The sequence below is a fragment of the Nonomuraea sp. PA05 genome, from assembly GCF_008086045.1.
In the GTDB taxonomy this organism is placed as follows: Bacteria; Actinomycetota; Actinomycetes; order Streptosporangiales; family Streptosporangiaceae; genus Nonomuraea; species Nonomuraea monospora.
This window is the reverse complement of record NZ_VSEY01000092.1, coordinates 1-13,646: the sequence shown is the minus strand read 5'-3', so window position 1 is coordinate 13,646 and position 13,646 is coordinate 1. Positions and strand designations below refer to the sequence as shown.

The following is a 13,646-nucleotide window of genomic DNA, read 5'->3' as shown; positions in this document are numbered from 1 at the left end:
CAGCAGGCCGGTGAAGGTGGGATCGGCTGAGGTGTCGGCGCGCAGCACGATCGTGTTGGCGAGGAAGCCGACCGTGGCGTCCGTGTCGGGATGGGTGCGGTTGGCGACCGGCGTGCCGATCGTGGTGTCGCCCGTGTTGGCGTAGCGGGCCAGCACCGCGTGCAGCGCCGCCGCGCCCACCATGAAGACGCTGGCGTGATGCGCGCGGGCCACGTCCCGCAGCGCCGCCCGGACGGCGGGGGACAGCAGGCGCCGCGTCTTGGCGCCCCTGCCGGTGGGCGCGGGCGGCCGGGCGTACGGCGTGGGCAGCGCGAGCGGCGTCACGCCGGCGAGCCGCTCCGTCCAGTACGCGAGACCGTCGCCGTGGTCGAGCCCGCGCTGCCAGGCCGCGAACTCACCGGGCCGCATCCCTGCGGGCGGCAGGCCGGACGCGCGGCCCTCGTAGGCCTCGCACAGCTCGCGGCACAGCACCTCGATCGACCAGCCGTCGCACACGAGGTGGTGCACCACCAGGACGAGGACGCTGACCCCGCCGTCCAGCAGGATGAGCGTGCACCGGAACAGCGGCGCCCTGGACAGGTCGAAGGGCCGCTCGGCGCGCTCGTGCCGGACGGCGTCCGCCACGGCGGGATCGCGGTCGCGCAGATCGACGGTCTCGACCTCCACCGGCACCACCGGCTCCACCACCTGGACCGGGCCCGCCGAGCCCCACTCGAAGCGCGTGCGCAGCGCCTCGTGCCGCCCGGCCAGGCACTCCAGCGCGCCGCGCAACGCCCGGCCGTCCACGGGCCCGGTGAAACGCCAGGCGTAGTAACCGTTGAACCGCTCGTAGGCGTGCGGCAGCAGCCCGTGCGAGATCAGCGTGCGCTCCTGGGCGTGCGTCACCGGGCGGCGGACGGCGTGCGCGGCCATCGGCTCAGCCATAGACGACCCGATTCTCGGCGCCCCTCCGCTGCGCGCGGGACGACCTCAGGTTCCGGGTGATGCAGACCCGCTTGAGCCAGCGGTCCGTCCCGTCGAAGCGGGCGCGGAACGGCACCCGCCCGTGCACCGACCGGTAGTTGTCGAGGATGAGGCAGTCGCCCGGCCGCAGGATCACCTCGCGGACGGCGGCCTCGATGGCCTCGCGCAGGCGGCCCAGCGCGGCGGCGTGGCGGGGGTCGGCGGGCGGCTCCATGAAGTACGGGTCGAGCCGGGCATACGGGTCGTCCGGGTCGCCGAACAGCACGGCGAGCGGCGGCGGCTCCTCGTGCATCCCGGCCATCGCCTCGAACGCCAGCCCGGTCCTGTCGTCAGCCGGGGCGGAGGCGTTGTGCTGCGGCAGGTGCGAGTTGTCCGGCCGGATCGTGAACGCCTCCTCGAACAGCAGCCGCTTGTCCGCCGCCGCCACCCGCACCTCGGAGACGTTCACGTACGTCGTCGCCACCTTGTCCGGGTTGCGCAGGCACAGCAGCGAGACGTAGTCGGCGCGGTGGGCGTGGAAGGCGTCCTCGGTGTGCCACCACAGCAGCTCGCGGCTGCCCGAGCCGAGCTGCTCGTCCGCGTGCTCGGCGATCGGCAGCACGTTGTGCAGCAGCCGCCCGTCCTGCTGGGTCGCCCAGCCGAACACCTCGCCCAGCAGGGACGAGACGACCAGCAGGTAGGCGTCCTCCCGCGAGACGGCGGCGGGGGCGAGGTCCCGCCAGTGGCGCGGCGTCGGCCCGAGCGTCACGTCGTCGATGCGGAAGCCGCGCACCATGAGCGCGCCGGACGGCTCGCGCAGCCGGAAGTCAGTGAGCGCCCGCCGCAGGCCAGGCGGCAGCTCGTGCGCCGCCAGCGCGGCCGACAGCAGCGACTCGGTGGTGAGCCGGGGCTCCTCCTGCGCCGTCAGCGAGGCGACGACGGCCTCGACGCGGGCGATGTCCTCCGGCGTCAACTCGTATGTGATCACGGCGTGGTCCTCGATGAGATGGGATGAGTACGGCGGTGCCGGGCGCGGCACGGCGGGGAGGCGGTCGCCCGGCCTGGTGGTCAGGCAGCCGGGGCCGGTCGTCAGCGGCCCGCGTTCGCGACGGCCCGATCCACCAGCTCCAGCCCGTGACCGAGCTCGTCACCGGGCACGGCGTAGCCGAGCCGCGCCCACGCCGGAGCGCCGAACGCGCGGCCGGGCACGAGGAGCACCCCCGCCCGGGCGAGCCGCACGCACAGATCCGTCGCATCGGTCGTCCCCCGGAATCTGACCAGCGAGGTGACCCCGCCCATCGGCGGGGTGAACGACTCGACCACCTCGCTGGACCGTGCCCAGTGCAGAAAAATATCCCGGCCTTTCCCGACCAATTCCGTGAAATGACCGGATAGTTTCTCCCGGTTCCTGACGGCGTGCGCCGCCAGGAATTCGGTGAGCGTGGAACAGAAAAGCGTCGTGGTGTCACGCAGTCCGACCGTGCGGTCAAGAACCGCCGGCGGCCCCACGCACCAGCCTATTCGCAGGCCGGGCAGGCCGTAGCATTTCGACAGCGTGCCGACGGAGAACGCCCGCTCATACAATTGTGCGACGTCCGTGAGCGGCTCGCCGTCGTGCACCAGCTCGGCGAAAGCGTTGTCCCACACCAGATACGCGCCCCGGGCCGCCGCTATTTCGACGATCCGGGCCTGCCCGGCGGGGGAGACGGTGACGCCGCTCGGATTGTGCGGCAGATTGACGAGCACGGCGCGCGTACGGGGGAGCACGAGCCGTTCCAGCTCGTCCAGATCGAGGTTCGGGCCGTCCTCCGGCCGCACGGCCCAGTGCCGCACCCGGCAGCCGGCGGACCGCAGCGCAGAGCCGTACGCGTGGTAGATCGGGCTCATCGCCACGACGTCGTCGCCGGGTTCGAGCAGGGTGTGAAGCAGCAGGAAAACGGCCTCGTTGGAGCCCTGGCCGATCAGCACGCGGGCCGCGTCGCCGCCCGCCCACGCGTCGGCCACGGCCTGCCGCAGCGGGGGCCAGCCGAGGGAGTGGGAGTCCTCGAGACGCACCGCGTCGAGCGCCTCCCCGGTGATCCCCGTCAGCGCGCGCAGCTCCGCCATCGTGATCGGCGGGACGCCGCTGGAGCTGACGTCGAGGGCGTCCGGGCACAGGTGGTCCCGATACCATTGTTCGAGTAATGCGGGCGCGGACGTCAAAGCAGTTCCCCTTGCAGCATCAAAGGACAAGCTTCGTGCCGGACACCGGGGAAAGGCCCATTACCGAGCGTGCGCGTCCCCCGACAATATGCCACCGCCGCGTTTGGCTACGCCATTATCTCGCGGGCTGAGCGCGACCAGCGTATGTCAATGGAGAAAGCCGTACAAGTCTTGACAGCGTTTCACCTCGACACGAGACTTACAGGCCTGTCGGATGCCCGGTTTCTGTGACTGAATAGGCTGGCTGTGACTCACGGTAAAGGGGGGTTCGTTGGGCATGAATTCAGCCGGCGGCAGGGCCGGGCACGGCTTCCCGCCGCCGGATACGGGTCTGGTAATAGCCGCATTTATGGATGTCCTGGCGAACGATGAAATGGTCGAGCCCGATACGGATTTCTTCGACGCCGGCGGGAACTCGGTGCTCGCCGGGCGGTTGGTGGCCCGGGTGGCGAGAACGTTCGGCGTGAAGATCAAACTCAGGGACGTGTTCACGTACCGGACGCCGGACGAGCTCGCCGGCCGCCTGCACGAGCTCTCCCGCGCACCCGCGAGCCCGCGCTGATGCCGGGCGGGCCGGCCGCCACCACGCTGGGCCAGGCGGGCATCTGGTACGCCGACCAGAAGGTCGGCGGGACCTCCGCCTTCAACGTGTCCACGGTCTTCACCATCGACGGCGATGTCGCGGTGGAGGACGTCCGGCGAGCTTGCCGGCGGCTCGCCCGCGCCGTTCCCGAGCTGCGCCTGCGGCTCGGCCTCGACGAGTGGACGGGCGAGGTGGTGCAGTGGCTCTGCCCCGAGCCACTGGAGATCCACGACCGGGACCGCCCCGACACGCCCGGCACCGCGCCCGCCGAGGCGTCCGCTCAGGTGCCCGGCACCGCGCCCGCTGGGGCGTCCGCTCCGCTCGACGCCGCGCCCGCTGCGGCGTCTGCTGGGGCGTCCGCTCCGGCGCTCGACGCCGCGCCCGCTGCGGCGTCTGCTGCGGCGTCCGCCTCGGTGTTCGACGCCGCGTCCGCTGCGGCGGCGGCCTGGCTGGACGCGGAGGCGGCGCGCCTGTTCGAGGCGGACGGCGGAGCGCTGGCCAGGTTCGCGGTGGCCCCCGTCTCGCCGGACCGGGTCCTCGTCGGGATCACCGTCCACCACGCCATCCTCGACGGCGCCGCCCAGATCGACCTCGCCCGCCGGTTCGCCGCCTGCATGACGCGGGAGCCCGAGCCTCGCCCGATCGACGGCTACCTGTCCGCCACCGCCGCCGTCCGCGCCGCCGAGGAACACGCCCGCACCGCCCACCTGCCCTATTGGCGGGAACGCGTCGCCACGATGACCGGCCCCGCCCACCGTCCGCACAGCAACGAGGACGGCGTCACCAGGCGATACGTCCTGCACGAGCCGGCCGTCAGCCGCCTGGAGTCCCGCGCCGCCGAGCTGGGCGCCCGCGTGTTCCACCTGCTCGCCGCCGCCGTCCACCGATGCGTGCGCGCCCTCGACCCCGGACAGCGCGTCATCGCGGCGGCCACGTCACTCCGCCCGCCCACCGGCGAGCCGTCAGGCTGCTTCCTCAACCAGATCCCCCTGGCCGCCGACCCCGCCGACCCCGCCGACCTGCCCGCCGACCTCGCCGACCTGCCCGCCGACCTGCCCGCCGACCTGCCTGCCGACCTGCCCGCTGACCTGCCTGCCGACCTGCCCGCCCTGCTGCGCCTGAACTCCGCCCGCTGGACCGCCGACCTGCGGCACCGCGCCTTCCCCTTCCTCGACCTCACCCAGCTCACGAAGGTGGCGCTCGACCGCGTGCTCGTCTCCTACCGGCGAACCCCCGCCCGCCTCCCGGCAGGCGACCGGCGAACCCCCGCCCGCCTCCCGGCAGGCGACCGGCGAACCCCCGCCCGCCCCCCGGCAGGCGACCCGCGCATCACCGCCGAGCTGCTGAGACCGTACCCCCGGCCCAAGGCCGACCTCGGCATCAGGTTCTTCCACGACCGCACTCTCGAGTACGAGGTGCAGTGGCGCCCCACGGCCTGGCCGCGAGCGGTGGAACGGCTGGGCGACGACCTCGCCCGCTGCCTGGAGGAGGTCTGACATGCCGCCCGGCCACCTCATCCCCCTGGGCCGCACCGGCTGGCGCCTCTGGAAGCTCAGCGCCCTGCGATCGGCGGGCTTCAGCGCCACCGACATCCTGCTCCTCACCGACCCGCACCCACCCGCCGACACCGGCGCCTACCCGGCAGCCGCCGAACGCGCCTCACAGGCGCTGGCCCGCTACTGCCGCGACCCCCGCTTCCGCGAGGCCGTCGCCTGGCAGAACCCGCAGGTCCTGCGAAACGCCGTGGACCCGCTGGCCACCGCGCCCGCCGGGCCCGCCGCGCCTGCCGGGCCCGCCGCGCCTGCCGGGCCCGCCGCGCCTGCCGGGCCCGCCGCGCCTGCCGGGCCTGCCGGGCCCGCTGCGCACGCCGCGTCCACCGGGCCCGCTGGACCCACCGCCAAGTGGCGCAAACGGGAGCTGAAGGTGGCCCGTTACCTGCAGCGATACACCACCAAGAACGACTCGATCGGCTTCTTCGGCCCCTGCGGCTGGGCGACGTGGGAGGACGGACCCGACGCACTGCGCCTCGTCCCCGGCCGGGGCCTGCTGGCGCGACGGACGGTGTACTTCGAAAGCTGGGCGATCGACGCCGTGGCCGACGCGCTAGCCCGCGACCCCGGCCTGCTCCCGTGGCTGCGCCCCCGCCCGTCGCCGCAGAACGTGATCACGGAGGAAGGCGTCCGCCGGCCAGACGGCTCGATCCTGCGGCTGTCGCCGGACGAACGGCGCGTACTCGACCAGTGCGACGGCGACCGGCCGGTGCGGGAGATCACGCTCGACGGATCCGTGGAGGCCGTCGTCGAGAAGCTGCGTGACCGTGGCATCCTCCGCCTCGGCCTGCGCGGCCCCACGGAGGCCTGGCCCGAGCGGACCCTGCTCGCCAAGCTGGACCGCATCGGCGACCCGCACGTACGCGACCGGGCCCGCACCCTGCTCCGCCGGCTCACCGACGCCCGCGACCGGCTGGCCGCCGCGTCCGGCGACGCCGACGCGGTGCACGCCGCCGCCACAGACCTCGACCACACCTTCGAACGCATCACGCAACGGGAGGCGGCACGGCGGCCGGGCCAGTCCTACGCGGGCCGATCCCTCGCCTACGAGGACACCGTCAGAGACGTCCGCCTCGCGATGGGACGCCCCCTCCTCGACGAGCTCGCCACCCCACTGGGCCTGTTGCTCGACAGCGCCCGCTGGCTGGCCGCCCAGCTCGGCGACCGCTACCACGAGCACTTCCGCACACTCCTCGCCAAGGCCAGGCGCAGAACGGGCAAGCAGGCGATCCCCCTGGCCGACCTGGTCGGCATGGCCACACCGGACATCGTCTTCTCCCACCGCGAGCTGCCCGCACTGACCGCCCCGCTGATCGAGGAGTTCCAGCGGCGCTGGGCCCGCGTGCTGCGGCTTCCGCCCGGCGCGTCCCGCCACCACCTGGACGCCGCGCGGATCCGCGATCGGGTCGCGGCGGAGTTCCCGGGGAGCGCGCCCCGCTGGGCGGCGGCCGTCCACCACGCCCCGGACCTGATGATCGCCGCCGAGAGCGCCCAGGCGATCAACGAGGGGCGCTACCTGCTGGTGCTGGGCGAGCTGCACGTCGGCATCAACACGCTCTCCGCCCGCCCGTTCGTGGAGCAGCAGGCGGACCCCGGCTGGCTGCGCCGCGCCTCGCAGCGTGATCACGGCCGGCGGCGGGTCGTCGCCGTCCCGTCGAAGGAGTCCGCCTGGGCGAACTCGCGCACGTATCCGCCGGCGCTGACGTCCCCGCTCGACACGTTCTGGACCATGTACGGCGATCCGGCGCTGACCCCGGACGGCGGCCTGCTGCCCGCCGCCGACCTGCACGTCCATGAGCGGGACGGCACGGCGGTCGTCAGGGCGGGGCGCGACGGGCGGGAGTTCCCGCTGCTGGAGGTGATGGGCGAGTACCTGTCGGGCATCGCCACCAACGCGTTCGCCCCGGTCGCGGGCGGCGGGCATCGCCCCAGGGTCACCATCGACCGGCTGGTGATCTCGCGGGAGCGGTGGGCGTTCCCGGTCGCCGGGCTCGCGTGGGCGTCCCGCAAGGACCCGGCCGCCCGATTCGTGGAGGCGCGCCGCTGGCAGGCGGCGCACCGGCTGCCCGAGCGGGCGTTCTACCGGGTCGAGACGGAGGACAAGCCGATCTTCGTGGACTTCGGCAGCACCGTCCTGGTCAGCCTGCTGGCCCAGTGCGTCAGGTGCTGCGCCGAGGAGAGCCCCGACGCGGACCTGACCCTGAGCGAGATGCTGCCCGGCCTCGGCGACTGCTGGCTCGCCGACGCGGCGGGCGCCCGGTACACGGCGGAGCTCAGGCTGGTCGCCGTGGACGAAGCACCCGAACCCTGCGCAGGGAGGCCGAGATGACCATTGACCGTGTCGCCTACGCTCGCGGCGGACGCGAGGTCTCCATCGCGGTGGACACGGACCCCGGGCGCGGCATCCGCCCCGACCTGTGGCCGTCCGTCGGCGAGTACCCGCTCTACGACCCCTTCCTGTACTACTCCATGACCCACGACGTCCTGCGCAACGACGCCTTCCGCGCCGCCCTGCGCCGGGTGGCGGGCGGGCGCACGGTGCTCGACATCGGCACCGGCCAGGACCTCAACTGGGCGCTCGAAGCCGCCCGCCACGGCGCCAGGGCGGTCCACGCCGTCGAGGCGATCGAGCGCAGCCACGCCAAGGCCGCCGAACGGCTCGCGCGGGCGCCGCAGCGCGACAGGGTCGAGCTGGTGCACGGCACGTCGTTCGACCTGACCCTCCCCGAACGGGCGGAGGTGTGCGTCGCCGAGCTGATCGGGTCGATCGCCAGCGCGGAGGGCATGCTCGCCGCCGTCTCCGACGCGCGCGCCCGCCTCCTGGCGCCGGACGCGGTCGTGATCCCGGCGGCGTGCCGGACGATCGCGGGCGCGGTCAGCCTGCGCGACATGTTCCCCGACGGCCTCGGCTTCTCGCGCGACGCGCTGCCGTACCTGCGGAAGGTCTTCGACCTGTGCGGACGGCCCTTCGACGTGCGGCTCACCGTCAGCAGCCCCGATCCGGCGAGCGTGCTCTCGTCCACGGCGGCGGTGGAGACGCTGCGCTTCGACGGCTCGCAGCCGCTCGACGAGAAGACGGACCAGCGGCTGACCGCCGAACGGGACGGCGCCGTGGACGGGCTCCTGCTCTGGATCGTGCTGGACGCCGGCGACGGCACCCGCCCCATCGACTCCCTGCACGACAGAACTAGCTGGACCCCCGCGTACCTGCCGCTCTTCGACACGCCTGTGGAGACGCGGGCGGGGGACGTCCTGGACGTCACCTTCGAACGCCGCACCAGCGACGACGGCGTGCATCCCGATTACCTCGTCAACGCCTCTCTGACGACGTCGACCGGGACATTCGAAGGCTCATCCGTCTCCACTCACCATGGCCCTGACCTGGGAACGAACGCCATTTATCGCTATCTCCTCATCGGTTGAGTTTCGCGATTATAGACGGCAACGGCTGCACATTAAAGGGGAGATACGGGGTTTACTTAAACGGTTTACCTTCGTAACATCCCACTCATGGGAGCGCTCCCAAAAGCCGATCCGGCCATGAGACCGCAACTACGGAACGACGTACGGTTCGTCGAATCCCCCGACGGCGCCTACGTCCACAGCGACTACGGTGCGTGCACGGTGCGCGGGCGGCAGGCCTACGCCTGGCTCGCGCGACTGGCGCCCGCGCTGACCGGCCACCACACGCTGGCCGAGCTCACCGCGCACCTGCCCGGCGACCGGCGGGCCATGGTCGAGGGGCTCGTGGGGCGGCTCGCCGAACAGCGGTTCGTCGTGGACGCGCGGCAGGCGCACGCCCACGGGCTCAGCGAGGAGGAGTCGCGGGAGTACGCGGAGGAGATCGCCTTCGTCGGGTACGCGCTGGACTCGCCCGAGTCGCGCTTCGCACGCGTCCGCCGCGAACGGCTGGTGGTGATGGGTTCGGGGCCGCTGCTGGAGGCGCTGGCGGGGGCTTGTGCCGGGACGGGGTGGCGGCACCTCACAGTGATCAGCCCGGTTCCGGACGCTGCCGGACGCGCCGCGGAGGCCGCCCGCCGCGACCCCGGCCAGCACTTCAGGACCCTCGCCCCCGCCGCGTTCGCCCCCGCCGCCGCGGACGTCGTGCTGCAGGTGAGCGCGGACCCCGGCGAACTGGTGGCGACGGCCCGCGCCTGCGAGGCGGCCGGGGTGGTGCTGGGTCAGGCGTTCGCCGGCCCTGGCGAGGTGTGGCTCAGCCAGGTGGGGCAGCCTGCGCGGACGGCTGCGGAGTCGGGCTGGCACCGGCTCGTCGCGGGCCGTCGCTTCTCCGCCGATCTCGATGAGGACCTGCTGGTGGGGCCGGTGCCCGCGGTGGTCGCGGCCATCCTGGCGCTCGGCTGCTTCTCCTGCGTGACGGGGCTCGACACGGGGCGGGAACGTGCGCTCACCCGCGTGGACCTGCGCACCCTCGACACGCTCCCGCACCGCTTCCTGCCCCACCCCCGCGCCGCCGCCCGTCCCGGCGGGGGCGCCGAGGCGCCACCCTCAGGTGACGAGGCACCTTCCCTCGACGCGGACGCGCTGCTCGCTCTCACCGCCGACCTGGTCGACGCCCGCACCGGTGTCCTCACCACGCTGGACGAGCAGGCGCTGGCGCAGTCCCCGCTGGCCGTCTGCCAGGCGACCGTCTCCGACCCGTTCGGCGTGCTGCCCGGCTGGACGCCGCGCCCCCAGGCGTTCGGGTGGGGCCCCGACCAGCGCACGGCCCGGCTGCGCTGCCTGCTCGCCGCCCTCGCCACGTACGGCCTGCTCGCCCTCGGCCCGGAGGAGGAGGGCACGGTGTGGGGCGTGGAGCTACCCGATGGCCGTCCGCGCGCCGTGCCGCGCACCGTCCTCCGGCTCACCGCCTCCACCCCGGCCACCGACGTGCCGCGCCCGCCTTCCGGCACCGGCACGCCGCGTTCCCCGCTCGGCACCGGCGCCGGCCTGAGCCGGTCGGGGGCGCTGGCCGCCGGGCTTCGCTCCCACTGCGAACACCTGCTCTCCACCCACCTGCCCCCCGATGCCGCCCGGACAGGCACCCCGATCACCCCCGAGGACGACCCGGCCGCCGAGGCGCTCCTGCGGCAACTCGTCCTGGCCGGCGAACCACCCCGGATCCGCGACCACACCTCCGTCCTCGGCATGCCCGCCGTCACCCTGACCACCCCCGCCCAGGAGACGCTCGTGTCAGTGGCCGCCACCATCCCCGACGCGCTGCGCGACGGCCTCGAACGACTGCTGCTCGGCTGGCAGTCCCGCACCACCCGCCAGCCCGCCTACGCCCGTGCCACCCCTCTCTGGCCACCGGACGGCGACCCGTCCGAGGCCGTGCGCGTCATGGCCGGGGCGCTGCGCCGGGCGGGCAAGGTGCCGGTGGCGGTGCCGCTCGGCGGGGATCCCGAGGCGGCCCGGCTGCTGCCGTTCGTCACCCGAGTCGTCCTGCTCGATGGCTGAGGCCACCATCGCCCCGGTCCCGTCCGCCACGGACCCCGGCCGGGTGACCGTCCTGGGCGAAGGCCGCCTCCACGCGGCCATCCGCACCGCCCTCACCCCCAGCCCCCGGCCGGCGGGCGGCGCGATCGTCATCGTGAGCGACGCCGACGACATGCGGCCATACCCGGCGGTGGCGCGCCGAGCGGCCGAGCAGAACGTGCCATGGCTGCCGGTACGCGTAGAGGCAGGCTGGGCGCTGGTGGGCCCGGCCGTCCACCCGTCCCGCCCCGGCTGCCCCACCTGCGTGGCGCGCAGGCGCGCGGGCAACCGCCCGGACGCCCAGGCGCGCGCCGCACTCCGCGCGAAGTGGGCCTCCCACCTCGACTCCCACCCCACCACCCTCCTCACCCCGCTCGTCTCCCGCACTGTGGCCGCGCTGGTCGCGGACGAGGTGCACCGCCTCCACCAGGATCCCGCCGCAGCCCGGACCACAGGCGCCCTGTTGAAGATCCGCCTGCCGACCGCCGCGATCCGCCGCCACACCTTCCTCCCCGACCCGCTCTGCCCCGACTGCGGCTCCCGCCCGGACGACGGCCCGCACGCCGGCCTGTACGCCCCCGGCCCCGCCCCCAAACCGGACCCGAAGACGTTCAGGGTGGGCGGCATCACCGGCCGGGGCGCGGAGCTGGAGCGGCGGTTCGTCGACGCGGAGACCGGCATCGTGCAGGCGCTGGTCGCCCAGGAGCGCGGCGGCGGCCCGATGGCGATCGCCCGCCTCAGCCCGGCCCGCACCGAACACGAGAGCCACCACGGCTACGGCCGCAGCGACGACTTCGCCTCCGCCCGCGCCACCGCCGTCGCCGAGGCCCTGGAACGCATCGCCGGCATCCACCCGCGCAGCCGCCGCACCACGGTCCGCGCCGCGTACGCGGACATCGCCGACGACGCCCTCGACCCGCGCACCCTGGGCCTGTACCCCGACGACTGGTACGACCGGCCCGGCTTCCTGTTCACCCGCTTCGACCCGGAACGGCCCACGACGTGGGTGTGGGCGTACTCGTTCGGCCGCGACGCGCCGCTGCTCGTCCCGGAGAGCTACGCCTTCTTCGGCCCCCGCCCGCCGCACGATCCCGGCTTCGCCTACGAATGCTCCAACGGCTGCGCCCTGGGCGGGCACCCGGCGGAGGCGATCCTGTACGGCCTGCTGGAGGTGGCCGAACGGGACGCGGCCCTGGCCACCTGGTACGCCCGCCTGCCCGTCCCGCGCGTAGACCTCGGCTCGGCGGCGGACCGGCGTATCCCGATGCTCGCCCAGCGCGTACGGGACCGGCTCGGGTACGACGTGCACGCGTTCGCCGCGCTGCTGGAGCAGCGGGTGCCGGTGTTCTGGGTGATGGCCGTGGACGCGGCCGGCCGGCCGGACCGGCCGCGCGCCCTGTGCGGATCCGCCTCCCACCCCGACTCGGAACGCGCGCTGCGCCGGGCCCTGGAGGACCTCGGCCCCATGCTGGCCGGCCACCTCGAACGCTACGACCCGGCGGCCTCGGCCCGGCTGGTCGCCGACTCCGAACAGGTCCGGCTGCTGGAGGACCACCCTCTCACCTACGCCCATCCGGACGCGTTCGGCAGGCTGGGCTTCCTGCCGCTGGAGGGGCCCGCCCTGACCGTGGCCGAGGTCGCCGCCCAGGCGTCCTGGCCGCGGCACGACGACCTGCGCGCGGACGTGGCCGAACTGGCCGCCCGCTACCTCGCCTCCGGCCTGGACGTCATCGCCGTGGACAGCACCTCGCCCGAGGCGCGGGCGTGCGGCATGCACGCCGCGAAGGTGATCGTGCCGGGGACGCTGTCCATGACGTTCGGGCACCGCTACCGGCGTGTCCACGGCCTGCCACGACTGCCGGGCCTGCCGCGTCTTCTCGGCCACCGCGACCGTGACCTGCGTCCCGACGAGCTGAACCCGTACCCGCACCCGTTCCCCTGACCGGACCGCATCTGGAGGGAGGTGGATCCCGCATGCGCACGACCACCACGGCGACGCCTGGCACGGCCATCAGCCATTACCTGGACGCCATGCGGAACAGGGGACCGCTGTCCATCGACTGGGCCGCCGCCCCCACCCGCCACAAGCGCTACCCGGGCACCGAACGCGTCCCCCTGCCCTGGGCGCCCGACCCCGCCTCCGCGCTCGGGCTGCTCGGTGAGCTGCTGCGGGACCTGCTCGGGATGACCAGGATCGTCTGGTCCCACCACCTCGACGACGGCGGCGCACCCACCGGCCGCCCTCCGATGCTCCTCACCGGCCGGCCCGCCCCGTCCGGCGGCGGGCTCTACCCGATCGAGGCGTACGTCGCCGCGGGCGGGCCCGGCCTGCCCGCCGCCCTGTACCACTACGACCCGGTCCATCACGTGCTGGAGCGGGTTCGCGACGGCGACCACGTCCCGGCGTTGAACGGGCTGGCCGCGGGCGGCGGGGAGGCGGACATGGTGGTGGCGCTGTCCGCGGTGTTCTGGCGGTCGATGTTCAAGTACGGCGACTTCGGCTACCGCCTGATCTGCCAGGAGACCGGCGTGCTCATCGCCCAGGCGCTGGCCGTGGGGGAGCGGCTGGGGCTGGCGGGGCGGGCCTGCCTGCGGTTCCCGGACGGCGAGGTGAACCGGCTGCTCGGCCTCGACGGCGCCCGGGAGGCCACACTCGCCCTGCTCACCCTCACCCTCCCCCCGGCCTCCACCGCACCTCAGGGCGTCACAACGGCTCGGACCTCCGCCAGGCAGCTCATGTCGCGGCCGGTGGCGGCGGAGAGCAGGCCGCTGCCCAGGCCCATGCCCGACGGCCCGGCCGCGGCCCTCCACCGAGCCTCCACGCTCCCCACCTCCGCCCCGCCCTCCGCCTCGCCCTCCGCCTCGCCCTCCGCCTCGCCCTCCGCCTCGCCCTC

General features: G+C 74.2%; 10 protein-coding genes. 7 read left to right on the top strand and 3 right to left on the bottom strand.

Features of this window, described 5'->3' with window-relative positions:
- From FXF51_RS60030 to vioD, 3 genes are all read right to left on the bottom strand, one after another.
- The coding region (locus FXF51_RS60030) for a condensation domain-containing protein (RefSeq protein ID WP_262380668.1) at positions 1-924 on the bottom strand (924 nt) is incomplete at its 3' end.
- On the bottom strand, positions 917-1,930 hold the full coding sequence (gntD, locus tag FXF51_RS60025) for a guanitoxin biosynthesis L-enduracididine beta-hydroxylase GntD (protein ID WP_148443804.1): 1,014 nt from the start codon (positions 1,928-1,930) through the stop codon (positions 917-919). The genes FXF51_RS60030 and gntD, both read right to left, overlap by 8 nt.
- Before the next feature lie 101 nt (positions 1,931-2,031).
- Complete coding sequence (gene vioD, locus FXF51_RS60020) at positions 2,032-3,144, bottom strand: capreomycidine synthase (protein ID WP_187415208.1); 1,113 nt, start codon at positions 3,142-3,144, stop codon at positions 2,032-2,034.
- A gap of 277 nt (positions 3,145-3,421) precedes the next feature.
- Between vioD and FXF51_RS60015 the strand changes: the two genes are divergently transcribed.
- The 7 genes from FXF51_RS60015 to FXF51_RS59985 form a co-directional block, all read left to right on the top strand.
- On the top strand, positions 3,422-3,706 hold the full coding sequence (locus FXF51_RS60015; protein ID WP_148443802.1) for an acyl carrier protein: 285 nt from the start codon (positions 3,422-3,424) through the stop codon (positions 3,704-3,706).
- Positions 3,706-5,223 (top strand): condensation domain-containing protein, encoded by a 1,518-nt coding sequence (locus FXF51_RS60010; protein ID WP_148443801.1) that lies wholly within the window; start codon positions 3,706-3,708, stop codon positions 5,221-5,223. The genes FXF51_RS60015 and FXF51_RS60010 overlap by 1 nt, the downstream gene beginning before the upstream one ends.
- 1 nt (position 5,224) lies before the next feature.
- Entirely contained in the window at positions 5,225-7,606 is a 2,382-nt protein-coding gene (locus FXF51_RS60005) for a lantibiotic dehydratase (protein WP_148443800.1), read from the top strand.
- On the top strand, positions 7,603-8,700 hold the full coding sequence (locus tag FXF51_RS60000) for a class I SAM-dependent methyltransferase (protein WP_148443799.1): 1,098 nt from the start codon (positions 7,603-7,605) through the stop codon (positions 8,698-8,700). Before FXF51_RS60005 ends, FXF51_RS60000 begins: the two co-directional genes overlap by 4 nt.
- An 87-nt stretch (positions 8,701-8,787) precedes the next feature.
- Positions 8,788-10,734: a hypothetical protein gene (locus FXF51_RS59995; protein ID WP_148443798.1), complete on the top strand. Its 1,947-nt coding sequence runs from the start codon at positions 8,788-8,790 to the stop codon at positions 10,732-10,734.
- Complete coding sequence (locus tag FXF51_RS59990; RefSeq protein WP_148443797.1) at positions 10,727-12,694, top strand: TOMM precursor leader peptide-binding protein; 1,968 nt, start codon at positions 10,727-10,729, stop codon at positions 12,692-12,694. Before FXF51_RS59995 ends, FXF51_RS59990 begins: the two co-directional genes overlap by 8 nt.
- 32 nt (positions 12,695-12,726) lie before the next feature.
- A partial coding sequence (locus FXF51_RS59985; RefSeq protein WP_148443796.1) for a SagB/ThcOx family dehydrogenase occupies positions 12,727-13,646 on the top strand: 920 nt, incomplete at its 3' end.

Coding starts and splice junctions, on each gene's coding strand:
- FXF51_RS60015 (WP_148443802.1), top strand. CDS start 3,422: ATGAATTCAGCCGGCGGCAGGGCCGGGCACGGCTTCCCGCCGCCGGAT.
- FXF51_RS60010 (WP_148443801.1), top strand. CDS start 3,706: ATGCCGGGCGGGCCGGCCGCCACCACGCTGGGCCAGGCGGGCATCTGG.
- FXF51_RS60005 (WP_148443800.1), top strand. CDS start 5,225: ATGCCGCCCGGCCACCTCATCCCCCTGGGCCGCACCGGCTGGCGCCTC.
- FXF51_RS60000 (WP_148443799.1), top strand. CDS start 7,603: ATGACCATTGACCGTGTCGCCTACGCTCGCGGCGGACGCGAGGTCTCC.
- FXF51_RS59995 (WP_148443798.1), top strand. CDS start 8,788: ATGGGAGCGCTCCCAAAAGCCGATCCGGCCATGAGACCGCAACTACGG.
- FXF51_RS59990 (WP_148443797.1), top strand. CDS start 10,727: ATGGCTGAGGCCACCATCGCCCCGGTCCCGTCCGCCACGGACCCCGGC.